Source organism: Paraglaciecola sp. L3A3 (genome assembly GCF_009796765.1).
In the GTDB taxonomy this organism is placed as follows: Bacteria; Pseudomonadota; Gammaproteobacteria; order Enterobacterales; family Alteromonadaceae; genus Paraglaciecola.
This window is the reverse complement of record NZ_CP047023.1, coordinates 3866024-3891584: the sequence shown is the minus strand read 5'-3', so window position 1 is coordinate 3891584 and position 25561 is coordinate 3866024. Positions and strand designations below refer to the sequence as shown.

17 protein-coding genes and 1 pseudogene are annotated in these 25561 nt (G+C 38.3%); 14 read left to right on the top strand and 4 right to left on the bottom strand.

All coding sequences use genetic code 11. The features are described from left to right. Positions 1-37 precede the first annotated feature (37 nt). The 3 genes and pseudogenes from GQR87_RS16155 to mnmC form a co-directional block, all read right to left on the bottom strand. The gene (locus GQR87_RS16155) at positions 38-706 is read right to left on the bottom strand and encodes a platelet-activating factor acetylhydrolase IB subunit (protein ID WP_158971095.1); all 669 of its coding nucleotides are present in this window, start codon (positions 704-706) and stop codon (positions 38-40) included. A 98-nt stretch (positions 707-804) separates the two neighbouring features. Then, a pseudogene (locus tag GQR87_RS16150) lies at positions 805-1117 on the bottom strand (DUF885 family protein); the annotation flags it as partial. Positions 1118-1155: 38 nt separating this feature from the next. Next, positions 1156-3168 (bottom strand): bifunctional tRNA (5-methylaminomethyl-2-thiouridine)(34)-methyltransferase MnmD/FAD-dependent 5-carboxymethylaminomethyl-2-thiouridine(34) oxidoreductase MnmC, encoded by a 2013-nt coding sequence (mnmC, locus tag GQR87_RS16145; RefSeq protein WP_158971093.1) that lies wholly within the window; start codon positions 3166-3168, stop codon positions 1156-1158. A 200-nt stretch (positions 3169-3368) separates the two neighbouring features. Between mnmC and fabB the strand changes: the two genes are divergently transcribed. Continuing rightward, positions 3369-4583: a beta-ketoacyl-ACP synthase I gene (fabB, locus tag GQR87_RS16140; RefSeq protein WP_158971091.1), complete on the top strand. Its 1215-nt coding sequence runs from the start codon at positions 3369-3371 to the stop codon at positions 4581-4583. 73 nt (positions 4584-4656) lie between these two features. Here the strand turns inward: fabB and GQR87_RS16135 are convergent, their stop codons facing one another. Beyond that, entirely contained in the window at positions 4657-5490 is an 834-nt protein-coding gene (locus GQR87_RS16135) for a glycoside hydrolase family 11 protein (protein ID WP_233267291.1), read from the bottom strand. Positions 5491-5743: 253 nt separating this feature from the next. Here GQR87_RS16135 and GQR87_RS16130 point away from each other — a divergent pair, with 253 nt between their 5' ends. From GQR87_RS16130 to GQR87_RS16070, 13 genes are all read left to right on the top strand, one after another. Continuing rightward, complete coding sequence (locus tag GQR87_RS16130; RefSeq protein WP_158971089.1) at positions 5744-5941, top strand: DUF2970 domain-containing protein; 198 nt, start codon at positions 5744-5746, stop codon at positions 5939-5941. Positions 5942-6082: 141 nt separating this feature from the next. Then, positions 6083-7204 carry a 4-phosphoerythronate dehydrogenase gene (locus GQR87_RS16125; protein WP_158971087.1) on the top strand — a complete coding sequence of 374 codons (1122 nt, stop codon included), beginning with the start codon at positions 6083-6085 and terminating at the stop codon, positions 7202-7204. 64 nt (positions 7205-7268) lie between these two features. Continuing rightward, a complete protein-coding gene (locus tag GQR87_RS16120; protein ID WP_158971084.1) occupies positions 7269-8285 on the top strand; it encodes an aspartate-semialdehyde dehydrogenase in 1017 nt (338 codons plus the stop codon). 650 nt (positions 8286-8935) lie between these two features. Then, the gene (locus tag GQR87_RS16115; protein ID WP_158971082.1) at positions 8936-10000 is read left to right on the top strand and encodes a flagellar assembly protein T N-terminal domain-containing protein; all 1065 of its coding nucleotides are present in this window, start codon (positions 8936-8938) and stop codon (positions 9998-10000) included. Between the two features lie 9 nt (positions 10001-10009). Beyond that, positions 10010-12001 (top strand): CsgG/HfaB family protein, encoded by a 1992-nt coding sequence (locus GQR87_RS16110; protein WP_158971080.1) that lies wholly within the window; start codon positions 10010-10012, stop codon positions 11999-12001. A 15-nt stretch (positions 12002-12016) separates the two neighbouring features. Next, positions 12017-15724, top strand: coding sequence for a hypothetical protein (locus tag GQR87_RS16105; RefSeq protein ID WP_158971078.1), 3708 nt, complete (start codon positions 12017-12019; stop codon positions 15722-15724). 9 nt (positions 15725-15733) lie between these two features. Then, entirely contained in the window at positions 15734-16093 is a 360-nt protein-coding gene (locus GQR87_RS16100; protein WP_158971076.1) for a hypothetical protein, read from the top strand. A 1-nt stretch (position 16094) separates the two neighbouring features. After that, positions 16095-16532 (top strand): hypothetical protein, encoded by a 438-nt coding sequence (locus GQR87_RS16095; RefSeq protein WP_158971074.1) that lies wholly within the window; start codon positions 16095-16097, stop codon positions 16530-16532. Continuing rightward, positions 16529-18010 carry a murein transglycosylase domain-containing protein gene (locus GQR87_RS16090; protein ID WP_158971072.1) on the top strand — a complete coding sequence of 494 codons (1482 nt, stop codon included), beginning with the start codon at positions 16529-16531 and terminating at the stop codon, positions 18008-18010. The genes GQR87_RS16095 and GQR87_RS16090 overlap by 4 nt, the downstream gene beginning before the upstream one ends. Before the next feature lie 18 nt (positions 18011-18028). Further along, complete coding sequence (locus GQR87_RS16085; RefSeq protein ID WP_158971070.1) at positions 18029-19945, top strand: right-handed parallel beta-helix repeat-containing protein; 1917 nt, start codon at positions 18029-18031, stop codon at positions 19943-19945. 2 nt (positions 19946-19947) lie between these two features. After that, positions 19948-20913 carry a hypothetical protein gene (locus tag GQR87_RS16080; protein ID WP_158971068.1) on the top strand — a complete coding sequence of 322 codons (966 nt, stop codon included), beginning with the start codon at positions 19948-19950 and terminating at the stop codon, positions 20911-20913. 329 nt (positions 20914-21242) lie between these two features. Further along, positions 21243-24740: a FimV/HubP family polar landmark protein gene (locus GQR87_RS16075; protein ID WP_158971066.1), complete on the top strand. Its 3498-nt coding sequence runs from the start codon at positions 21243-21245 to the stop codon at positions 24738-24740. 175 nt (positions 24741-24915) lie between these two features. Next, entirely contained in the window at positions 24916-25560 is a 645-nt protein-coding gene (locus GQR87_RS16070; protein ID WP_158971064.1) for a methylamine utilization protein, read from the top strand. Position 25561: the final 1 nt, after the last annotated feature.

The following is a 25561-nucleotide window of genomic DNA, read 5'->3' as shown; positions in this document are numbered from 1 at the left end:
TTAATTCAACAATTCAACAATTCAACAATTCAACAATTCAACAATTCAACAATTCAACAATTTTACTCTCCATTGCCTGTGCCCATACTTGATATTGCTTTGGCGCTAAGTGTAAAAAATCAGGCATGACTGTGTCTAATACTATACCGTCACTGGTTAAGAATTCTTGACCTATGTCTAACCAAAATATGTGTTTGTTATCGGCAAAATGTTGCACTAACGCATTGGTTGCGTTTACTCTTTTGCGCATAGGGGCGTTTAAGCTTTTACTGCGAGGGAAGGTCGCCAGTACTAAAATTTTGCTGTTAGGCAAGCGATGACGCAGCTCTTGGATAATTACTTTCACTCCAGCCGCTGTGTCTTCATGCGCTTCGACTCTATGGCCTGCGTTGTTGGTGCCAATAAGTAACACTATCAACTTGGGCGACAAATCGTCTATCTCGCCATTTTGTACACGCCACAATAAGTGTTCGGTACGATCACCAGAATAACCTAAGTTGAGCGCTTTTAAATGGGCATAGTGTTTTTGCCAAGTGGCTAGGCCAGTGTCTTCCCAAGAATGGGTGATAGAGTCGCCTAAAAATACCAAATCAATATCATTGTTTAAGGCTCGTTTCTCAGCTAGTTTTTGCTGGTGGCGTTGTTGCCACCAGTCTTCGTTACGTTCAGTTGCTGTTACTGATAGTGGTGTTTTACTGTTTGTCATTTTTTCTCAAATTATAGTTATTAATGCTGCTATCGTTATTTTTGTTGGGTAATTCAATCGTTCATGATGTCTTTTAAGGCCGCCATCGGTAACGACCCTTAGCCAATAACTGTGTCGTGAAAGCTAGGTATAGAAAATTTATTTCCTAGCTCTTTTTCTGCTTTATGACGTAATTGACGAATTTTAATTTCGCCCATTTTGTACGATAAAGCTTGGCCGGGCCATGAAATATAGGGGGGTATTTAACATTCAACTTACTTAGCAGTGCGCGCAGCTAGGAAGTCAATGGCCTGTTGACTACTCCAGCCAAGGCGTGAATGCCTGTACCAACCACTAAGCGAACTGCGTGCCACATGTCATAACCTAATCGACCAAATCAGAATAAAGGTCTTGGTAAACTTTTAGCTGTTTTCTAGTACCTATCTCCCATCTACTGCTTTTATCTGCTGTTAAATTTCTCTGCGGATCAGGCCCCTTATCAAGAATCTGTTTGGGTTAAGTGCGTTTAACAAGTTATTTGCTAACGGTAGGGCTTGGCCGCTGATTTGACTGGCTAATATTTCGGCGCATAAAGGTGCTGTGCTTAATCCTCTAGAGCCTAAGCCGACCAACATAAATAAATTTTGATGGTCAGTCGGTTGTGGGTAACGTTTTGCTGGTAAGGCCTTGTAGAGATCTTGATATTCGATTTTTTGTTGTTGTATGTTGGGTACCGCACCTACCATAGGTAAGTGATCTGGTGTGCTGGCTCTAATGGCCGCACGACCTGAGTTATTGGTTTGGATATCTTGTACCCATTCGCAGTTAGCTAAAGCTTTTTGGTGCATAGCTAAATTAGTGCTTCGTTCTTCCTGACGATAATCGCAATTTCTATCGCCTTTAATATAGGTCGATCCTAAAGCGTGTGTTTGTTGCCAAGCTGGAGTTAAGTAACCTTTATGACAAAGAACAGTCTTTAATTGACTTAGCGGCGCATTACTGGGAATTGCTTCTACTTGTCCACGCACTAATCTATGTGGCAAGTCAGCTAAATAAGCATTATCTACACTGTCGCTACCTGTGGCTAATATAACAATATCAGTTTCTGTTTGACTGCCATCAGACCAAGATAATTGCCATACCTTGTCTTGTCTATTTAGGCTTAGTAGTGATTTGTTCACATAGACATCAGCCTCAGCCGCATTCACCAGAGCTTGGATAACGCCAGCGGGATTGAGCCAGCCAGCACTTGGCACAAATAACCCAGCATAAGGTAAAGGAATATTGGCGATTTGTGATGCTTGTTTTTCATCAACCCAATGTATCAGATCTTCTGGCCATGTTTTGTTATCAACTAACTTTTGATAGCGGCTGCTTACTTTTTCGTTAAACGCTACCAGTAAAGTGCCGCACCACTGATGAGGGTATGGATGCCCGTCATTTAATATTTTTTTGTACACTCGAGCTGCATAGTTAAACCCAGCGACTTGAATCTGACTGGATACCCCAGCTTCTGCATTGAGTTGCGGATAAAAGCCGCCTTGCGGGTTACCTGATGCCCCTTGCGCTAAGGCATTTTCTTTACAATAGATGCTGGCTGTTAAGCCTTTATTGGCTAATGCATAAGCACAGTTTGCTCCGGCTAAGCCGCCGCCAATTATGGCTATGCGAGGTGTTTTATTTGGCCTGGTGGTTTCCGACGTGTCCACATAACTAGAGCGAATATAATAAGGGTAGGGTGCCGAGTTATTTTCTGTTTTATTAATTTGTCCTGCCAACATTTCACGTTTACGGCCATGTCCTGGTCGTTTCTTCGCGTCAAATCCGGCTTCAATTAAGCCTCTGCGTACATGCCCTGCTGCGGTAAAAGTGGCAAAGGTGCAATTGTCTTTGGCTAATCTGGCCATCTGATTAAATAAACTTTGAGTCCACATGTCGGGATTTTTACTTGGCGCAAAACCATCGAGAAACCAAGCGTCTATTAAGCCTTGAGGTTTGTTTTCTATTTGTGGTAAAACTTGATGTACGTCACCTAGCCATAAATCTAAAGTTACTCGACCCTGTAAAAAAAACAGTCGATGACAGCCTGCTATCGGAAGAGGATACTGAGCAAGTAGTTCGTCAGAGTAATTTTTTAAGGCGGGGTAAACAGTTAATGCTTGTTGTAAGTCAGCTAGACTAATTGGGTATTTTTCAATTGAGATAAAGTGTAAGGCTAACCGACTACTAGGTTGTTGCTCGAAAAACTGCTCAAGACATTTGAGGGTAATCAAAAAATTAAGTCCAGTACCAAATCCTGTTTCGGCAATAGTGAAATACTTGCCTTGGAATGTTTGCCAACGATCGGGTAATCCATTGTTTAATAAAAATACGTGTTGGGTTTCTTCAAAGGCTCCTGCATCAGAAAAATAAATATCGCCAAATTCAGTGGCTAAAGGTGCTCCATTTTCATTAAATTCAATATTTGCGTTAGTGATGCTCAATGCTTACCCTTAAATATGGTAGAAATTACCTATCTTATCAAAATTGGTATAGTTTAAGATACGAAATGATGTATAAGAGGCATACTTGTTACTGGCTTTTTTTTAATTTTCATTTAAGCTAACACTTGTACGCTCAAAGCAGACCACTTGTCTGTTGAAAATCATTAAAATGTGCGCAAATTTTTCCTGAAGGGTTAATCATGAGAAGAGCAGTAATTACTGGATTAGGTATAGTATCTAGCATTGGTAACAATAAAAATGAAGTGACAGAATCCTTAAGGGAAGGTCGCTCGGGGATCACTTTTTCTGAAGAATTCGAGCAAGCTGGCATGCGTAGCCAAGTTTGGGGAAAAGTTGATTTAGATATTAAAGATCACATAGATCGTAAAATTTTACGTTTTATGGGTGAAGCAGCAGGTTATGCATATATTGCTATGCAGCAAGCCATTGAAGATTCAGGTTTGACAGAAGATATGGTGTCTAACGTCAGAACTGGCATTATTGCTGGTTCAGGCGGAGCATCTTCAAAGAACCAAGTTGAGGCTATCGATATTTTACGTGAAAAAGGCGTAAAACGTATTGGGCCATATATGGTGACACGTTGTATGGGTAGCACAGTGTCTGCCTGTTTAGCCACACCATTTAAAATTAAAGGTGTGAACTATTCAATCAGTTCTGCATGTTCAACCAGTGCTCACTGTATTGGTAATGCCTTAGAGCAAATTCAATTAGGCAAGCAAGATATTATTTTTGCTGGTGGTGGTGAAGAGCTACATTACACCTTGTCTGCTGAATTTGATGCTATGGGTGCAATGTCTACTAAGTATAACGATGATCCAACTAAAGCCTCTCGTACTTATGATGCTAATCGAGATGGATTTGTTGGTGCTGGTGGTGGTGGTATGGTGGTAGTTGAAGAACTAGAACATGCCCTTGCTCGTGGCGCTAAAATTTATGGTGAGATTGTTGGTTATGGCGCTACATCTGATGGTGCTGACATGGTGGCTCCTTCTGGTGAAGGTGCTGTTCGTTGTATGCAACAAGCGATGCAAGGTGTAGATAAACCAATCGATTATATTAATACTCATGGAACGTCTACCCCTGTTGGTGATGTGAAAGAACTATGGGCTATCAGACAAGTATTTGGTGAAAAGACTCCTGCTTTCAGTGCGACTAAGTCAATGACTGGTCATGCTCTTGGTGCTGCTGGAGTAAATGAAGCTATCTACTCTATCTTGATGATGGAAAATGACTTTATTGCCCCTTCTATTAATATCGAAACTTTAGATGAAGAAGCAAAAGGTATGGATGTTGTAACTGAAACTCGCCAAGCTGAATTGACAACTGTTATGTCAAATAGTTTTGGTTTTGGTGGTACTAACTGTACGCTTGTTATGCAGAAGTATCAGGCATAACCTTTATCCAAGTTTAAAAAAGCCGACGAAAGTCGGCTTTTTTGTATCTGAAAATGGTCAACGATAAAATGACTTAGTCTAATCTTGCATCCCATACACGGCCGGATGCGGTACCATCTGCTGGTGGATTAAATACCTCCACCGCCATGACTTGATATGTTGGGTCATCACTGGCATTGAAGTTATTCATGTTGGGGAGTGCCCAACCGCTGTCTGCCCAGGCTTTAACATGGTCAGCAAAAATTATTTGTCGCTCTTTGCCAAGTGGGAGAGGTTGTTTAGGTTTACTCCAATATTGGTAAAATGTTGAAGTACTATTAATTGATGGTTTTTCTTCACGTAAGGTTCGGTAGGTAGAATATTCAATACCGTTACTGATAAAGGTTTTGCCAAAAGTACCATTTTGGCTTGGCTCGTAGGCGTCAGTCCATCTTTGTAAGATATAATATTCAACTAAGTGTGCCGGATCATCAGCAGGCATAGTGTTGTCATAACCCCATCCGTAAACAGTAATAAAATTAGCCCCACTATCAGTATCAAATCGGTAGCCAATCACTCTATTTTTGTCACCATAATGCCAGCCTGGGCCGCCTACATAATTGTAGCCACCACCTTGCCAGCTGACATTAAACTCGCCGTTGGTTTTCATGGTTAAGGATGTGGAGCCGCCATCTTTCCAATGAGTAAAGAAAAAGTCACCAATATGACCCGTGGCATGATTTTGTTTAAGGGTAGTGGTGTCATTGAATTTTTGGGTGTAAGCCACAAATTTCTCTATCTTTATGATTGGGCTTGACGATATAGATTTGTCGCTAGAAAGTGATGTTTTCTGTTCTGAAGAACAACTTACTAGCGTCCCACACGCAACAAGTAGGGCTACCATATTTTTTGTTAAATAACGTTTCACTCAGCTCTCCTTCGAAATGACTTTTTATTAAAGATTTCCGTTAGCACTAAAAGACAGAAAATTCCTAAAAGTAAATGATTTTAATTGTGTGTCAGAAGACTACATGGGTAAGTTATAAGGCTTCAATTACCTTTGGACGTTTCGCTGTTACAGATATTTATTTCAATATACAAATGGCAGCTTTAAGTTCTGGGTATATTTTAAACGAATATAGCGATATGATGACTTTATGTCTTTATAACGAGTAAACTTTATGCAAAGCTCCCCAAAAAAAGCGTCATGGTGGCAAGTATTTAAAAGTGTTGCGGCAAGTGTCCTAGGTGTGCAAAGTAGCGAAAATTATAAAAATGATTTTGAGCAACCGACTATAGTACCTTTTGCAATTGTTGGAGTGTTATTTGTTTTAGGTTTGATTGGTATATTATTATTGTTGGTTAATCTAAGTGTGTAGTTTTTAACCTTCTCTTTTTTTAATCACATATTATTTGTGTCTACTTTCTTTTCAAGCCAATTATTAAATAATCCGTAGTCTTCCCATATACAGCTGCTGTGGCATAATGCCGCCCATAATTTTTCTACTTTTCCAATCAATATGAAAATATATTACGAAGACAGTATGCCTTATGCGGCTGAGTTTTTCTCTGATTTGGGTGAAAGCATTGTCTTTTCACACAAAACTATTAATCCCGAAATGATTGCCGATGCTGATGTTTTGTTAGTGCGTTCAACGACTAAAGTGAATCATGAATTATTACATTCTACTGATAAGCTCAAATTTGTAGGTACGGCTACTGCTGGCACAGATCATGTGGACCAAGCTTATCTGCAAACACGTAATATTCCTTTTGTATCTGCCGGTGGCTGTAATGCCGTGGCTGTAGCTGAGTATGTGTTGAGTACTTTGTTTGTTATGGCTAACAAGCTAGATTGGCAAGTGGCTGAAAAAACTATCGGTATTATTGGTGCTGGCCATGTAGGTACCGCTTTAGCTAAACATTTGTCGGCCTTGGGCATTCAGTACAAACTATGTGATCCACCTTTACAAGATACTGGTGATCCAAGAGATTTTGTTGCTATGCAAGATATTATGCAATGTGACGTGATCAGCGTACATGTGCCTTGGATTAAAGAAGGGCGGTACAGAACTGAAAATATGTTCGATAAAAACCGTTTATCTCAACTAACAGAAAACCAAGTGTTGATTAATGCCTGTCGCGGCGAAGTGTTAGATAATCAAGGGGCGGTGGAGTTATTTGCAGCCGGTCATAAATTAAATTTGGTTTTAGATGTGTGGGAAAGTGAACCCAATATTAATTTACAACTTATCGACCATGTGGCCTTAGCCACTGCACATATAGCGGGTCATACTATTGAAGGTAAAGCCAGAGGCACAGAAATGCTTTACCTAGCCTTATGCCAACAATTGAATATTCAGCCTAATAAAAAGTTAAGTGACTATTTACCTGTGGCTGAACCTAGTGAAATAGCAATAAACAATAAAGATGAATATTGGCATGTTATTCGAGATTTAGTACTCAATGTCTATAATATTGAACAAGATGATAGCCAATTTCGGCAGTTAGTGGATAGTGGAGAACAATTTAGATATATCCGAAAACACTATCCTATAAGAAGAGAGTTTTCAGCAATTAAGGTTAATGCTGGAAATTTTCCTCATTCGAAGGCAATCTACGGCCTAGGATTCTTGGGGTAAACCCTAGAGAATAAAAATAGTAGTAAAAAACCATATAATTTAATTTTTTAGGAGTAATGTAAACATGTCTCGGGCCTTTGATGTCGCTGTGTTGGGTGCTACTGGATTAGTAGGACAACATATGATCGAAATTCTTGAAGAGAGAGGATTTCCGGTCAATAAACTTTATCCATTAGCGAGTGCACGTTCTGCCGGTGGTAAGGTGACCTTCAAGGGAAAGGAAATTACAGTTTTGAATGCTGATGAGTTTGATTGGAGTCAGGTTCAAATTGGTTTCTTTTCTGCCGGTGGTGATGTTTCTGCTAAATTTGCCCCTATGGCGGCAGAAGCGGGTTGTGTGGTTATTGATAATACCTCACATTATCGCTACGAACCTGATATCCCTTTAGTTGTGCCAGAAGTTAATCCTGAAGCATTAGCCGATTTCCGTAATCGTAATATTATTGCTAATCCTAATTGCTCAACTATTCAGATGATGGTTGCCTTGAAACCCATTCAAGATGCTGTTGGTATTGATCGTATTAACGTATCAACTTACCAAGGTGTATCTGGAGCAGGTAAAACTGCAATGGATGAATTAGCCAATCAAACAGCAGCGTTATTAAGTGGCAAAGAAGTGAAAGTCGACGCTTTTAGTCGCCAAATCGCTTTTAATGTTATCCCACAAATTGATGTATTTACTGACAATGACTACACCAAAGAAGAAATGAAAATGGTGTGGGAAACTAAGAAAATACTAGGTGATGAAAGCATTTTAGTTAATGCTACCGCTGTGCGTGTTCCAGTATTTTTTGGTCACGGTGAAGCGATTCATTTGGAAACGCGTTCACCTATCGATGCTGAAGCGGTTAAAGCCCTGTTAGCTGATGCCCCTGGTATCGAGCTTAGAGCAAATAGAGAAGAATTCCCCACCCAAGTGGGTGATGCTAGCGGTAAAGACGCTGTATTTGTGGGTCGTGTTAGAAATGATATTTCTCACCCAAATGGTATTAATATGTGGGTTGTTTCTGACAACGTACGTAAAGGTGCAGCACTAAATAGTGTACAGATAGCTGAAGTACTTATACGCGATTATATGTAACGATTAGTTGTTCTTAAAACATTAGTATCTTAAACCGGAAATCTTTGATTTCCGGTTTTTTTATGTGCCTATTAATAATACCAATCCGCATTGATAAGTGTGCACTCAGCGAGAATTTAAATGAGCTTAATTAAGGCGCTTGAATGAAGGAATAGTGGTGCTCTTTTGAGTTCGAGCAACACAGAGTAAGCTCATTTAAAACTCGCCTGAAAGGAATGCCCCAGCGGCTTTTGCCCTGCGTTCTCGGTATTTGAAAGGGAACAACCATTCCTGCAAACCGACGCCTTGTTCAAAAACCGCTGGATGCATTCTGAGAGATCACTTATCAATATGGATTGGTATAATATTCTAGCTGAGCGATTAATTATTTGTTGGAGTTGGTATTATATCTGAAATGAAAAATAGCTAGAGAATTTGTGACAAATTGTTAATGAATTTAGGGTGTATGTTTATTGGTACACTTTATGGTGCGCTGCTCTATAATGGGGCGTTGGGAGGTGTTTTTGAAGCTGAGATAGCTTTTTAGTCGTGTTTTAGCTAATTAATTTGTAAAAAAGTGTATCTTTTTAATAACAGCTGATAATCTCTAAATCTTGCCTTGATGAATGTATGTACATTATCAAAAAATGCAAATGGATTAAGGGATTAGAATGTTGAATAGTTTCAAATTAGTATTTTTATTTGTCTGTGTTATCAATATTAGTTTCTCAGTTGCTGCTCGTGATATTGAGGTTAAAGGTCTTGGCGCCATCATAGATAATAATGTTGCTGATGCCCGTAAAAATGCTATAGAAGACGCTAAACGGATCGCTGTAGAACAACTATTGGGTAGTTATATTAGTGCCAGAACAGAAACTAATAACTTCATGCTTGCCTCAGAGAAAATATACTCCACAGCCAAAGGTCAGCTCGATCGCTATACAATTATTAACGAAAAAAAAATAGATGAAGATACTTATCAAGTTAATATTAAAGCGTTTATTGATGAGCAAAAAGCGACAACTAGCGTTAATCAACAACTTAAAAAATATAAATGGTATAAACAACCTTCTATTGCAATTGCTCTGGCCAGTAATCAGGGGGAGCATGCTCTAACAAGTTACTCTTTTTTTGTCACTGAGTTAACAAAAAACCTGCAAAAAATTGGTTTTACTGTTATCGATACTGCTATTAACTCTTCTGTTTCACCTACATTTATTATTCGTTCTAACATTTCTGCTATCGTTGCAAAAAGCCAATTTCAAGGAATGGAACTGAGTTCTAATCAGCTTTCTATTTCTAGTCAATTACTCAATGCACAAACGGGAATTGCTCTTTCTAGTTCGGCTGAGTCTGCTAAATCAGCGGGTTCTAATAGTTTGAGCGCATTTCGAAAAATGGCTGTCGATCTATCCTATAGAGTGGCCCAACGAATCAATCTAGATACTAAAGTGGTGTGGTTAAATGACACTTCACAAACAGTCATGATTCATTTGTTAGCAAATAATACTGATCAATTGCAAGCTATGGAATCATCACTAAAAAACTTAGTAGTAGGACTTAATGGCTTAAAAATTCAAAATAAAGAAGCGTCTAAAACTAGTTTTTTTGCGCAATATCAAGGGTGGCCAGAACAACTATATGAGCAATTAAAACAGCTCAGTGGTGATGGCAATGTACCCTTCGAAGTTAGTGTTTTTAAAGGTTCAGAAATTTCAATTAGTGCAAAGAATTAGGAAAACCCAATGAAAAAAGCTCTTATCACTTCAGCTATCTTAATTGCTCTTAGTGGCTGTGGTTCTACAACGTCAGGAACGAAGGAGTTTGATACAGCAATTCAATTAGCGAGTGTCAATCAATTCGATGAGGCGATTGCTTATCTGAAACAAGCTGTTGGCCAAGATCCAGATAATGAAAAATATGTGGCCAAATTAGCCGATGTAAAAGCACGATATATACAAGTGAACCTAAAAAAAGTTAACCAATTACTAACAGGAGACGCGACTAAAGCTAAGCTGGACGAGGCTGAATCTTTAATTAAAGATCTTGAAAAAGTGGGCATTAAAAATAATAGTATGGTCCAAGCTACGGACTTAATAAATACTAAAAGAAGTGATTTATATAGCCAGTTAAGTGAAGTGTATGAAAAGGCCAAAATGGCAATGGACACTAAAAACTGGGGCCAAGCTCATAGCTTGCTAAGTGATATTGCTAGCCGTTTTGAAAATTATGAAGATGTACAAAGCCGTCTAAAAACCAGTGTTACCGAGGCAAATAAATATTATTTGGGACAGGCTAATACGGCAATAAAAAATGATCAATTTGCTTTGGCCAGACAACACCTGTCTGATTTATTAAATGTCATCCCGAATAATCCAATTGCACTTAGTCTGTTAAAGAAAGTTGAGCGCAATGACAATCAAGAATATTTTTTAGCTAAGGTTAAAATCGCCCAACAAACTAGTGATTGGAGTGAGGTGATTAAAAACTGCGAGATGGCTCTCAGTTACAGAACGGGTAACAACCAATGTCGAGATTTATTAGTAACTGCAAAACAAAAACAAGCACAGTTTATTGCGAATTCAATTCTTGAATCAATGACTGAAGGTCGTTTGATTGAAGCAAAATCTTTGTATTTAGAGTTGAAAAATTTAAATGCATTAGATACTAGCAAACTTGAAAACCTACGTGACTCTTTATCTCAACAAGCAGAGTACACAGCTGATACATATAAGCAAAATGGCCGATATGCTATCGCGTTAGTATTGTTAAAAACTATCAATGAGATTAACCCCGCATATCCTGATTTGTTCACTAAAATACGCACAGTTGAAGATAATATTTACGGTCGAGCCCGTCGCTCTATTGCTGTTTTTGATTTTAATAGCCCTTCAAGTAGTGATGATGCCGGGGTTATAGTGGCAAATAACTTAATTTCACGACTTTTCAATAACGCCAGTAGTGATATTAAAATATTAGAAAGAGAAAATTTAAAATCTATTCTTGAAGAGATGAAGCTTGGACAAATTGGCGTGGTCTCCGAAACAACTGCCAAGGAAATGGGGCGAATATATGGTATCGATTACGCGATTATGGGGTCGGTATTGCTATATAAAGTTGATGAAAATACAGCTTCAAGCACTAAAACAATTCGTTACGAAATAGGTAAAAAAATTGAAGACAATATTGAATACTTAAACTGGAAAGCGGTGAATCCTGACCCCTCGAAAAAGGAGCTAAGAGCCGCTCCCTTAGCTAAAATCATGGTTCCAGAGTATGGTGAAAAAGAATACGATGTTACTCAAACTAAAAAAGTAGGTTTTTTACAACTGTCATTTCGTATTGTCAATGTTCTGACTGGCGAGAATACGCGGGTCGATACCATTGAACGAAAAATTCAAATTGAAGATACATCGAATGCAGGAGTACAGGATGCAGGCATTAAGTTTGACCCTATGGAAGTACCTACAGACACTGAAATAATGCAGCAATTAACCGAACAAATTGTAGAGCATATGGCCGGTGAAGTATTACGACCTTTGCAACAACTTGAAACTTATTATTTCAACGAAGGACAAGATCGTGAACGTAGAGCTGAATTAGATATTGCTGTTGAATATTATACTTACGCAATTTATAACGAAAAATTGAAGTCTGTATCGGCTTCTCCAACCACTATTGAAGCTAAAAACAGGATAAATAATATTTTAGCTCGCTATCGTTTTAATACTAATTAATTTGATTGATTAATTGTGAAACTTGCGTTAATCAAAAATAAAATTCTGAGTGTTTCCTCACTCATATATTTTATATTGCTTACCTTAGGGGCGATGAATGTCGCCACTGCAAAGCAGCAAAATATAGCGATATTTCAATTCACTGCCACCAGTATGGATGTGGTAGGGATCGAAAATGATGTTGTATATGCTGTGCGTAATGAATTACGTAAAAAGGCTAATTTAAGTTTGTTGAATCAACGTGAAATGGAAGCCACTTTGATGCGTAATAGAATTGTTCAAAGCTTTGAGCTTGAACAGGCTATCAATGCTGGCGTTGCGCTTGATGTTAACTTTGTAGTGATAGGCACAGTATCTCGGCAGAAGGGCTCTATCGTCAGTGATATTGCTTTAGTGGCGACAGATTCACAGCAACAAATAGCTAACTGGTCTTTTAGTTTTATTAATCAACAAGATGTGTTAAATCGCGGTACTGAAATTGGTGTCGCGATTGATACCGCTATTCAGTCTTACCTGACTATTTCATCACAAGGCAGTGAAAATCAAGATGAAGCTAATTGGTTAGCAAATATGACAGCATCTGTGATAAATGGGCAGGTGAAGTTAAGTTGGCAACTTGAGACTTTTGCGCCTGAAAGTCTAGGTTTTAATGTGTTTCGAGCAAGCGAAAAGCAGGGGCCTTTTAGCTATCTGACTAGTGTTATAGATACTGAATACTATGATCCAATACAAGATCTTAATGGTAATGTTTACTACCAAATATCATTGCTCAATGAAGCAGGTGAAGAGTTTAGAAGTAAAACAATTACTCAGGTTGCAGTGGCAGTTGAGGAAGTGTCAGACTTAGCTCCCCCCGCAGTATTGTCTGTTACGCAGTTGATTAAAGGGATTGAAATAGAGTTTTTACCATCAGCTCAAAATGCAGAAAAGAATATCACTCATTATCAATTGATTAGACGTGAAAAAGGCCAAGCTTGGATTGTGGTGAATACAATCGAAGGGCCAATACCTGATGCCAAATCAGCTGATATGCAAAGTAGCAGTATTAAACAGTACAAAATTGTCGATTTACAATCAGAGGCAATAAACGGTCCGGTTGAATATGCTGTTAGAGCCGTTAATCTGGATGGTCTTGGTAATGTTTCAAGTATTTATGATCATAGCCCTGTCATCCCAACTGAATTAATTAATACTGGGTATTTTGGCGTCCGTCAGGTATTACTCAAATGGAAAGCGGCATCATCAGGAGCAGGGTATCATCTGTATCGGCGCGACCATCAAGGTGCCACTGAATGGCGACGTATAAAAACAATTCAAGGTATAACTCAGACTGAATATATTGATTCTGAATTTACAGCAGACGGCCAACGTTTTCAGTACGCCTTAAGTGTTTTTGATCGCTACTCTTCCTCTTCAATGAGTACTGCCATTACCTTGAGTAGCAGAGGCCCTTTACCGGCTCCTTTGCAGGTTAAAGTTAAAAGTGGATTAGCCAGAAAAGTACAAATTAGTTGGCAGCCATATGACGATGCGGCATTAAAAGGTTATGCAATTTTTCGCGCTGATTATACCGATCAAGCCGATATACGTTTATATAAGTTAGATGAAGTGATTGATACAAAAGCAAATAGCTATGTTGATACTTCATTAGATGCAGACAATAAAGATTATTATTATGCGGTTGCCGCTATCAATTTGCAGGGTAGCTCTGGAGAGTTAAGTCCTGTTTTGAGAGCAAGTACCAAACCTGCGCCCAAAGCAGTATTAGCAGTAAATACTCAAATCGGTTCCGAGCAGGTGAGAGTGAGCTGGACTGCAAATGCTCAGCAGCGCGCCTCTAGTTATTTTCTGGAAAGGCGTTGGCAGCATTTTCAATGGCAAGCTTTGGCCACTATTGACGGACAATCACTTTATTATCTTGATAGCCAATTATTACCTAAAGGGACAGTCGAATATAGAGTGACGGTTATCGACCAAGACAATTTGCAAAGTGTTGCCGTTCAGTCAGAGCCAGTGATGACCCAAAACTCAGTGGACTTTATTCCTCAACCAGATGGTATTCTTAGACAAGTTAATCTAGCTTGGCCAGCTATTTCTGTGGCTGATAGCTTACAGTTATGGAGGCGAGAAAAAGGGCAGCCTTGGTCTTTAATTACTGAATTTGAGGGCCAAACTACATCCTATACTGATAAGTTAGGTTTACTTGACGACTTGGTATACGAATATAAATTATCAATTATATATCAAGGCCAAGTTGTTTCTGAATCCAATTTAATATCTATGAAAACAAAGGATATACCTGCTCCAGAATCGCTTATTGCTAAAAGTGGTGAGGCAGGAAAATTGACTTTAACATGGGCTGCTACAAATGACCCCGATTTGAAAAGTTATTTGCTGTATAGAGCAAGCCAGCTTGATAATTTTACTTCTTATAACCTAATTGCAGAAATCCCAGTAGTAGAAGCCAGCACTTATATCGACTCGGTGGATACCGGGGGCATTAGCCATGGCCAGATATACCGATATGCTATTGCAAGTCGAAATATTTACGATGAAGTTGGACCTATCGGCCCATCAATTGAAGCTCATTCAAAAGCATTGCCCAATAGAGCTACTGATTTAACGGTACAAACTAAAGAACACCAAGTTTTATTGAATTGGAAAACGGGGGCAGAAACAGACCTAAAAAATGCGCTTATCTATAGGCGTTGGAAGCATGAAGTTGATTGGTCTTTAATTGCTGAAATTGATGCCAAGTTGACCCAATATGTTGATCTGGAATTATTGCCTTTTGCTTCATTTGAATACAAAGTTAATTTATTAGACAAGGATTTATTAAGTAGCGAAGATTCAGATGTAGAAACAGGTTTTAGTCCTTTGGATATAAAGCTTACCGTCAGTAAACAAGATTTGTTACGACAAAATTCAATCAACTGGACAAACAACAAACAAGTAGAATCTTATCTGATCCAAAGATCTGAGAACAATATTACTTGGCAAAATATAGAAACCACGAATCAGAGTCATTATTTAGATAATAAAAATTTATTGGATGAAAAGCGCTATTTCTATCAGGTGACTGCGTTTCATAAACAACAAAAACTCGGCACATCAAATATAATTGAAGTGCGAACTAAAGCACTGCCACGGGCACCGCAACACTTTTTAGCAGTTAGTCAACAAGTGAAAAAAGTCAGTTTAAGTTGGACTCCTCTTAATGACCCCGATGTTGCAGGTTATAAGGTATACCGGTTAGAAAAAGATGGAGAGCTCGAAGAATTGAGTACGCTCAAAGTTAACGAAAACAGTTATGTTGATGAAGGTGGATTTTTTTCTAAGTTAGAGCATGGCTCCTTATATCAGTATCGTATTTCGGCCTTCAACAGCTTTAAAGTTGAAGGTCCTAAAAGCTCTATCATTGCAGCGACTACTAAAGCTATCCCGAGCAAGGTCGGCGGGGTTTCTGTTGTTCAAGAAAATGCCATTGCCGCGTTAAATTGGCAAGCTAACTTAGAGCCTGACATCAAACATTATGATATTTATCGCGGTAAAACATGTGGTAGAGAGCGTAAACTGGCAACAGTAAATAGCCCAGTATTAAGTTACATTGACAAAAATATAGAAGCTGACAAAAGTTACTGTTATTACATCATTGCGGTGGATACGGACTTACTTGAAAGCTCGCCTTCCGACCAAGTCAATATCTTGGTAGAAGATAAATAGGAATACTTCATGAAATTAAATTGTTTGATTATTATGCTTTTTTACTCAGCATCTACATGGGCTGAAAATCAAAGTCAGACATCACAGCCTTTAAATAGCCAAGAGTTGCAGCAAATTAAAAAGAAGTATGAAACTTGTGTTTTTGAAAATGGCAGAGTGATTTTAGCCAACACTAGCTTTAGAGATGCTATGGAATACGCCCCATTAGCTTGCAGAAAAGAATTATTACAAGCCAAAAAATACTTATTAGCCAGTGCATTTAAAGTAGATGTTATTGATCAATTAGTGAGTTCAATTGAGGAAGGCGTGCGTATTGATTTAGCCGGTCAATTAGTGACTCAGTTGAAAGCAGCAAAAAAAGGAAATTAATATGCGAATCTTTTTAATTATGCTGTTATTGAGTTCTCCTTTTGCTTATGCAGAAAAAGGATTAATTACTGCCAGTGGTTTTGGTACAGTGGATTTGAGTGTCTTTAAAATTAAGGCTCAGGCCAAAATGATGGCTAAACGGGCGGCAACAGTCGACGCACAAAGAAATTTAGCTGAACAACTGAAAGGGGTACGTTTAACCGGCGGTACCACTATGGAAGAGTATGAAATAAGTAGTGATATAGTTGCCACTAGAGTTAAGTCGCTTTTGAATGGTGCATTTGAAAAAAATCACACTGTGACAGCTGATGAGCAGAGCATATCAGTTGAAGTAGTGATGGCAATTTGTGTAACGAAAGAAGCAGAGCCTTGTTTACAACGCTCTACAGTAGCTGAATTGGAGTCTTTTATACAGCAACAAAAAACGGCTAATAAATGAATAGATATCAACAATTCGGCAAATTTGTTGGATTGGTTGCCTTGCTCAGTCAAGGTTGCATTAATTTCACCCAAGCTCAAAGTATTGATGATTTAGATAATGAATTTGATGCCTTGGATGCCCAATTAGAGCAACATTTTGAGCAACAAGATAAAGTTCTTGAAACACGTTTTATACAAGTCAAAAATGCAGTAGATAGAGCTTATAAAGGCCTGACTCAGAAGATATCTGTTAATTGGCACGAAGATATTATTTTACCTGCAGCACAAAGTTGGACAACTTATGATGAGTCGTTTTCTACTCGAGCCACTTTTGATTTCAAAGGTGGCGTGTATCAAGTTGAAACTATTGTCGACGGTGATATTGCAAAAAGTTTACTTCAATTACAGTCTTTTGCAGCGAAGATAGCAAAAAGTGACAAATCGCAATTACAACAAGTTGATGTTTTTCAACAAAGCTTACAACAAGAGTTAAAACAGACCGATTTGGCTCAACTCAGCCTTATTCAACCGCAAATAAAAAGTGAACCCTATGTTGACGTTGAACAAATATTAGCGGCTGATACAGCTAAAATAATTGAAAACCTATCTGTAGATAATATTTCTCAGTCTGCGGAGGATGCTGAACTAGCGCAATCATCTTTTCGCAATCATAATTCTAAACCAGCAGCAGTTAATTTAGACATTCAAAACAGCAAATTTTTAAAAGCAAAAAATATAATCGAACCCAGTCTTATTCTTCAGTCTACAGACTTAGCTGCCAAAGAAATATTAGATAATCCAGCCGTGAATATAACTGAGAATATCAAAACGGATATTACTAAATCTATTAATGTTTCTGCACAAAATGCCTTGGTTATAAATGCTCCAACATTAGTGTTACAAACTAAGCAATCTGTTAAGCGTTTAGTATTAACTATTCCCTATTTAAACAATTATCAGAAAAACCTTATTGAAGGTAAATTAGATACAGTCAGTTCATTAGCCAACAAGTATCAATTGGATGTATCACTGATTTTGGCCTTAATTGAAACTGAATCGAGTTTTAATCCAATGGCGATGTCACCAGTGCCGGCTTTTGGCTTAATGCAGTTGGTGCCCAATACTGCTGGAGTAGACGCTTACGAGTTTTTGTATGGTAAAAAACAAATCGTTAGCCCTGCCTATTTGTTTGATCAAAATAATAATTTATTACTTGGCACAACTTATTTACATCTTTTATCTAAACGTTATCTGCGTGGGATCAAAAATCAACAAAGCAAATTGTATTGTATGTTGGCAAGTTACAACACAGGTGTAGGCAATTTGGCTAAAACATTTACTGGTAAAAAAAGTATCAATTTAGCCGTACAAAAAATCAATAACTTGCAAGCTCAACAAACATACGAGCAGTTAATGGCAAACTTACCTGCCGAAGAAACTAAAAATTATTTACGCAAAATTCTTGCTAGAAAACAGCAATATACCCATTTTGATTAGAGTTTGAATTGAGAAATTATGCCTATATCTAGAAATCTGTTAAATCTAAGTTTCATTGTTTTATGTACCGTGTTTATCGTCAGTTGCGGCAGTGTGAATCAAGTTGAGCCTTTAGCTGTTAGTAATAAAACGAATGAAATAAATTCAGTTCTAGAGGATAAAGAGCTACCAGAAATTGAAGAAGTCACTGTTGTCGCTGAAGTACTTGAAGCCGAAATTAAACCTTCATTACCTCAATCGATTGCCATCTTACCTTTTAAAAATAGTACAAGTGAACAAGAAGCATCACAAACTTTGCGTAGCACCCTATATGGACATTTAGCTAGTTCAAATTATAGATTTTCACATATCAAAGATATCGATAATCGATTAGCGATACTTTCGAATGAGCAAGAATTGACACCTAAAAATGCAGAGTTATTGACCAATTTATTGGATGTGGATGGCTTATTATTTGTTGAGGTGCTGGATTACGATAAATTATATGTCGGAATTTATGCGCAGATCACTTTTGCTGTAAAAATTACCTTAGTTAATGTTAAGGGAGAGGCAATCTGGTCGAAGGAATTTGAAGAGATTTCCAGAGAGGGGGGAGTATCAGTCAATGCTCTCGGCTTGTTATACAATATTGCGGTTACCGCTTGGCATCTTAATGATGAAAATTTATTAGCTGTGGCAGATAAGTTGGGTCGAAAAATAGCTAATGAATTTCCACAACCCACCAAGTTTCAAGAAGTTAACTATTCCTACATCGAGACTGTGTTACATGATGGTATTGAGCAAGTATTAAAATATGGTGATGTGCTTCGAGTGGGAATTAAAGGTGAAGCTAACAAACTTGCAAGTGTAACGATTGAAGGTATTAATCAAGTTTTTCCTTTAATAGAGCAACAACCTGGGATCTATACCACAAGTATTTCTGTTGATCACAGTTGGAATGCTTCTGAGCGAATGTTAACTGGAATATTGCGTGATAGTTCTGGCATGACTAGCAAGTATATTAGCTCAGTTGGTTTACTAAGTTTTGATAATGAAGCACCTAAACCAGTGACTTTACTACAGGACAAAGTTAGCCCAGATAGAGTGACGTTAACTTGGCAAAATAGTGAGCCGAATTTACTTTATCAAGTCATTTTGATTGAAGGGCAAATTCGTAGACAGTTATTTGAAACTTATCAGACTGAGTTTGTTTGGGAGCATACTTTAAAAGCGTTTGCCCCGATAAAACTAAGTATTGTCGCCATAGACAAGGCTGGAAATCAAAGTGAAGAAACACTCATAAATAAAGTTGTTTATCCTTTAGCAAGTATGTACAGCGCCACAGTTATAAAAAAATCTAGATTACCTAGCACTATAGACGGCCAGTTTATTTTACTAAAAAGTGAAGGTCCATATATTGTCGATAAAAAAGTCACCCAAGTAGCAGGCAGTGGCTTGTATATAGAGCCGGGTACTGAATTTCAATTTACCAATGCGGGAAACTTGCACATTCAAGGTAGTTTATTCACTTTTGCCGGTTTACCTATTCAACTTCAGCCTTTATCGAAAATTATCACTGCCCCTACTTTTATAAGCCTAGATAGCAACGAGCATGTTGAATTAAATAGCGTTAATATTGAAAACGCTGGTATAGGTATTGAAGTCATAAAAGGAAGCCCTGCAATTGTTGATTGTTCTATTACTAATAGCCAGTATTCAGCAATAACTGTGGCTAATATGGCTCAAGTACATATTAGAAATTGTTTTTTAAGTGGCAGTAACACTAGTGGATTGATAATAACCGATCAAGCTAGAGTGAATATAGAAGGTAGCCAATTTACAGAAAACTTTCCGTTTCATATTCAGAGTTCGTCAATTTATCAAGTGGAAGCCAGCGATAATAATTGGCTGCCCGCAGCTTCTCCAATGAGTGTTTTAGGTAAGGTAAGGTATTAAAAATGAAAGGATATATTTTAATTTTAGCGTTGTTTTTTAGCTCATCCATATTTGCTCAACAAGCTGGTATTTATACTGAATGGCTGACGACAACTAGCAATATGAATTGGAGTTCGGGTATGGTCACCGCCGAGGGATTTGGTGTGGCTCCTGAAGGGAAGCGCATAGAGGTAGGGCGTTTATTGGCCTGTCGAGCTGCGGTAACTGATGCTCAGCGTAATTTAATTGAAGCCACAAATGGAGTTAGAGTAACGGTTTCTACCAGTGTTTCTCACCATGCTGCAGAATATGATATTGTCAAAAGTGCTGTTGAAGGCGTCATAAAAGGGGCTCGTATTCTCAGCCGAGATATGGGGGAAGATAATACCTGCAAGGTCACTATGGGGGTCTTTGTTTCAGGTCAGTTATCAAATAGTATCTATCAAAATGAAGTACAGACTGAACATTCAGTGTCTTTGTTTATTAATAGGTTTTTCAATAGCATCATTTCCACTGCCTATGCGGAACAAAATGAGCTAACAACTAGTTTACCTTGGAGCCCAGATTTACAGCGTTTAGATCAGCGAGTGAGTAAATTGGAGGAGAGCGTATTATTAGAAAATTCAGCCTTAACCAATGCTCGAACAGAACCTCAACCCACCGGGTTAATTATTGATGTAAGAGGGCATCGATTTTTGCCATCCTTAGCGCCAAATATTCAGCATCCTGACGGCGCAACTATTTATCCTGCAAGTAAAGACAAAAATAGCATAGTGAAATCTGGAAAGTTACTTTCACTTTTTTCCCGTAGTTTAGAGTTTGCTCTAAATCACCCAATTGTGGGTGACAACCCGCTTTTAATTAAAGGTGCGAGCCAAGTTGATAATGCCACTGCTATTATTCTCAATAAACAAAACGGAGACCGTTTATTAGATCTGGCTTCTCATCATTTTTTTGCTAAACCCGCAGTTATAATAGTACTCGACTGATAAATGCTTGATGTTGATTTAAAGAGCTCATTTTAGCGCCTTGATTATGCGCTTTTAAATTCTCGCTGAGTGTACATTTATTTAATGGAGTTAGTATAAGTATTCTAGATCAAATAGCCCATCTAGTTTATAGTTTCAAAAGAATTTACTCCAGCAGTCAATTTGGAATACGAATTGCTACGTTATGGCAAATAGTCAATTTTCTGACAATTTATTGTTTATGATAATGAGAACTTAGCTGAGAATTATTAGTGGCGCCTCCCAAGTACTGCTACTCATGAATTAATAGCCAAAACAGCAATTTAAATATTTTGAATACAAGGAACTCTATGAATTTGCGAAAAATAGCGGTGAGGCTGGTTGCGATATTAACCTTCTTCGCTTTTACCGTTTATGCCGCTGATTTTCAAAATGTTAGGATTAAAGGTCCGAAAGGTACTGGTACTCAATTTTCTGGGATGACCTATGGTCCAATTGAGTCCTCGGATACTTTATGGCAGATATCCCAACGTTATCGAGAAAACCAATCCTTATCAATCTATCAGGTTATGCAAGCCATTTTTGAGCTTAACCCGGATGCATTTGAAGAGAATAATCTTAATCTGCTAAAAGACGGAGCTATTCTGAGATTACCCTCTGAGAGTTATATACAAAGGGTTAATAAACAACAAGCTTTTAAACGAGCGGACTCTGACGCTCAAAATTGGCAATCAAATCAATCAGGTAAACCAGCCGACAAAACAGCTGCAGCTATCGAAGTTGCTGCGGCTAGTCAAACAGAACTGACTGAAACTAAGGAATTACTCGAACAGAAATTAGGTGATATTAATGAGGCACAAAATCGCCAATTTATGGCCATCAGGAAACAATTTGCCGAATCGATTAGTAGCGTTCAGTCAATCCTTGATGAGAATAAAAAGTTATTTGAACGTTTAGCGAAGGTAGATGCAGATCTTACCAATATGCGTACTCAGGGGGAAAAAAGTAGTGAGAAAGTTGAACAAATTGACAAAAGTGTTGAAGAATTATTAGCTCAGGCACGATTACAACAATCTGAAAAAGAAACGCAAATTAAACAACAAGAAACCTCTTGGTTAGATGATCCCCTTAATCTAATTCTGCTATCTATGTTACCCGTTATATTTTTACTCGCAGGTTTTGCATATTGGTTAGTGAAAAGAAAGTCAGCCAATATTGATGTGGAATCTGAAGAAGATTTTGAGCATGACATCACATTAGATAAACATACAGCAGAAATGGATGATCTATCAGATGCATTGAGTGCCGAATTATCTGATGAGCTTGAAGAAGACGAACTAGATGATGATAATTTATTTGGTGAAGATGATGTTTTGGATGATGTACTAGCTGATGAACTAGAAGAGGCATTAGATGAAGACCAAATCGATGAGTTGCTGAGTGAAGATGCAGAAGTATTTGATGAATTAGACGATGCTTTATTGGATGAAGATAATGCCGGTGTTATAGAACAAGACGTGTTGGATGACTTGTTTGGTGAAGATGAAGACGATGATCTGTTAACAGAATTGACCGATGATAATGCTGTTGACGAACAAATAACTGCTGAAGAAGATGTTGTCACCGAAGAAAGTGTAGACATGCTGATTCATGATGTGGATGAAATGGATCCTACAGAAGGTGATTCGTTGGCATCAGGCGATGATAGTAATGATTTAGCAATTAAGCAGGTTGAAGATGAAAACGAACAACCTGAAATTAGCATTGATGAATTACTTGAGGGTTCTAAAGAAATTGACTTACCTGAAAATCCTTTAGTGGATGACTCAGAAGAAATCAATGAAGACGCACTACAAAAATTAGATGAAGAAATTTCTGCGACAAATGAAGAGTTAGACAAAGTTACTGGTAACTTAATTGATGAGTTAGAACAAGTTGAACAAATGCGCTCTATGCTGCCGGACGATGATGAAGACGAAGATGTCGCGCCCGAAGATGTACAACACGGAATTCAGCAGTTAGATGATTTGGCTGATGAAGTGGATGATGATTTATTAAATGAAGTATTGGACGAGCTTTCTGAGCCATTCGTCGAAGAAGAGCCTTCAGCCCAAGAAGAATCTGAGATCGAAGAAGAGCCTTCAGCCCAAGAAGAGTCAGCAGTTGAAGCTGAGCCAGCAGTTGAAGCTGAGCCAACAGTTGAAGTTGAGCCAGCAGTCGAAGCAGAGCCTTCAGCTGATCAAGAGCCAGTAGTTGAAGATGAACCGGTAGTCGAGAATGAGCCTTCAGCGGAACAAGACCCAGAGGTCGAAGAAGAGCCTTCAGCCCAAAAAGAACCAGAAGTCGAAGAAGAGCCTTCAGCCCAAGAAGAGTCAGCAGTTGAAGCTGAGCCTTCAGCCCAAGAAGAGCCTTCAGCCCAAGAAGAACCAGAGGTCGAAGAAGAGCCTTCAGCCCAAGAAGAGTCAACAGTTGAAGCTGAGCCTTCAGCTCAAGAAGAACCAGAGGTCAAAGAAGAGCCTTCAGCCCAAGAAGAACCAGAAGTCGAAGAAGAGCCTTCAGCCCAAGAAGAGCCAGAGGTCGAAGAAGAGCCTTCAGCCCAAGAAGAACCAGAAGTCGAAGAAGAGCCTTCAGCCCAAGAAGAGTCAGAGGTCGAAGAAGAGCCTTCAGCCCAAGAAGAACCAGAAGTCGAAGAAGAGCCTTCAGCCCAAGAAGAGCCAGAGGTCGAAGAAGAGCCTTCAGCCCAAGAAGAGCCAGAAGTCGAAGAAGAGCCTTCAGCTCAAGAAGAGTCAGAGGTCGAAGAGGAGCCTTCAGCCCAAGAAGAACCAGAAGTCGAAGAAGAGCCTTCAGCCCAAGAAGAGTCTTCAGCTCAAGAGGAACCAGGTGTTGAAGATCAGCCAACAGTTGAAGCTGAGCCAGCAGTTGAAGAGGAATCAGAAGGCAGGGCAGAAGCCGATGACCTTGATCCCGATGACTTTGAGCTTGATCCCGCTGAGCTTAATGAACTTGAATCAGTTGAAAGCGCTTTAGATGAAGATCAGCTCGAAAAAGCCTTAGAAGACTTTGAAAAAGAAGAATTAGATGAGGTATTAGAAGATCTAACGTCAAATGAGAGTCATTCTATAGGTTCGTTAGATGATTTAGAGTTTGGTGCTGCCGCAAGTGACTTTTTCTCAGAAGAAAAAAGTGAAGCTAAAAAACAGCCTGAAAAAGCCAATGATATTGCTGATATATCCAATTTTGATGACCTTGCCCTTGATGAAGCTTTAGGGCAATTTGATAAAGAGCCTTCAGAAAATAATATATATCCCGTTGATGAGTTGGATGATTTGCCAGGTCTAGGAGACTGGTTAGACGACAGTAAAGCAGAAACTGAAGACGATAATGATTCAGAATTATTACATGAATTAGAAGAGTCTAGCTTTGATGAAATGTTGGAATCTATCGATAATACGGTTGACCGAGACGAGGATGAGTTCGATACGGGTATCGATATTACTTCTTTGTTGGATGATTCCCCTCAAGAAGTACCAGAAATAAGTGAGCTTGAGTCTAATGACTTCCTTGATGTTGAGGCGTTATTGAACGAAAGTATGTCTGGTGAGCAAGATGAAGAACAAGCACTTGATTTAGATATGCCATTAGAACCCTTTGTGAGTGTAGATGATGACTTACAAATGATAGACGTCGATGCTGATGAAGGTCTTGGCGCTAAATTAGATTTAGCTCATGCTTATATCGAAATAGGTGAAGAAAGTTCTGCTAAAGAACTACTCGATGAAATTATCCAAAAAGGGACTCAAGAACAAAAAGATGCAGCAAATAAAGTGCTTAACCAACTGAAAGAGTAAAAGCTGTTTTGTTTAAACGGCATTGGCATTTAAAATGCTGAATATTGTTTTTAATTGAATGATTAATCTTAGATCGACTGTCTATTAAACGGAGTATCGCTGATTCTGAGTGAATGCTTTATATTGTTCATAATAAAATATGAATAGACGTATATATTTTTCAAATTGGAACATTATGCTTAAAGTCTTATTGGGTCTGTTTTTGGTACTTTTTAGTGTTAATAATTACGCTAAAGAAATTATTGTTAATGTGATTAATCAACTTGGTAAAGGTGTTCCTAATGTAGTTGTATATATGGAGCCAAGTATAAAAAAGCAGGTTGTGCCACCCTCCGATATTGCAATAATGGATCAAATTGACACACAATTTTCCCCCCACATATTAGCGATACAAAAAGATACACAAGTAAAATTTCCTAATTCTGATTCTATCAAACATCACGTTTATTCTTTTTCTGCAGCTAAAACTTTTGAATTACAACTTTACAAGGACCTACAAGCTGATCCTTTGTTATTTTCGAAAAGCGGTGTAGTAGAGTTGGGTTGTAATGTACATGATTGGATGCTTGGCTACATTTTTATAGTCGATACTGAATATTTTTCGAAATCAGATAGAAACGGTAAGGTGAAGTTTGATCTGCCACTTGGGGAATATACTATAAAGATATGGAGTCCATTAATCCAAGAAGATATCGAGGCTTTAGCGACTAAAGTGTTAGTTGATGATAAAAAATCAAAACATAACATTATTTTAAATAAAGCTTTATTACCCAACTTGCTGGAGTATGAAAATTTAGACGAGTTTGGGGACTATAAATAAA

Excerpts from the sequence above, each read along its gene's own strand:
- GQR87_RS16155 (WP_158971095.1), bottom strand. The coding sequence starts at position 706 with ATGACAAACAGTAAAACACCACTATCAGTAACAGCAACTGAACGTAAC.
- fabB (WP_158971091.1), top strand. The coding sequence starts at position 3,369 with ATGAGAAGAGCAGTAATTACTGGATTAGGTATAGTATCTAGCATTGGT.
- GQR87_RS16130 (WP_158971089.1), top strand. The coding sequence starts at position 5,744 with ATGCAAAGCTCCCCAAAAAAAGCGTCATGGTGGCAAGTATTTAAAAGT.
- GQR87_RS16125 (WP_158971087.1), top strand. The coding sequence starts at position 6,083 with ATGAAAATATATTACGAAGACAGTATGCCTTATGCGGCTGAGTTTTTC.
- GQR87_RS16120 (WP_158971084.1), top strand. The coding sequence starts at position 7,269 with ATGTCTCGGGCCTTTGATGTCGCTGTGTTGGGTGCTACTGGATTAGTA.
- GQR87_RS16115 (WP_158971082.1), top strand. The coding sequence starts at position 8,936 with ATGTTGAATAGTTTCAAATTAGTATTTTTATTTGTCTGTGTTATCAAT.
- GQR87_RS16110 (WP_158971080.1), top strand. The coding sequence starts at position 10,010 with ATGAAAAAAGCTCTTATCACTTCAGCTATCTTAATTGCTCTTAGTGGC.
- GQR87_RS16100 (WP_158971076.1), top strand. The coding sequence starts at position 15,734 with ATGAAATTAAATTGTTTGATTATTATGCTTTTTTACTCAGCATCTACA.
- GQR87_RS16095 (WP_158971074.1), top strand. The coding sequence starts at position 16,095 with ATGCGAATCTTTTTAATTATGCTGTTATTGAGTTCTCCTTTTGCTTAT.
- GQR87_RS16090 (WP_158971072.1), top strand. The coding sequence starts at position 16,529 with ATGAATAGATATCAACAATTCGGCAAATTTGTTGGATTGGTTGCCTTG.
- GQR87_RS16085 (WP_158971070.1), top strand. The coding sequence starts at position 18,029 with ATGCCTATATCTAGAAATCTGTTAAATCTAAGTTTCATTGTTTTATGT.
- GQR87_RS16080 (WP_158971068.1), top strand. The coding sequence starts at position 19,948 with ATGAAAGGATATATTTTAATTTTAGCGTTGTTTTTTAGCTCATCCATA.
- GQR87_RS16075 (WP_158971066.1), top strand. The coding sequence starts at position 21,243 with ATGAATTTGCGAAAAATAGCGGTGAGGCTGGTTGCGATATTAACCTTC.
- GQR87_RS16070 (WP_158971064.1), top strand. The coding sequence starts at position 24,916 with ATGCTTAAAGTCTTATTGGGTCTGTTTTTGGTACTTTTTAGTGTTAAT.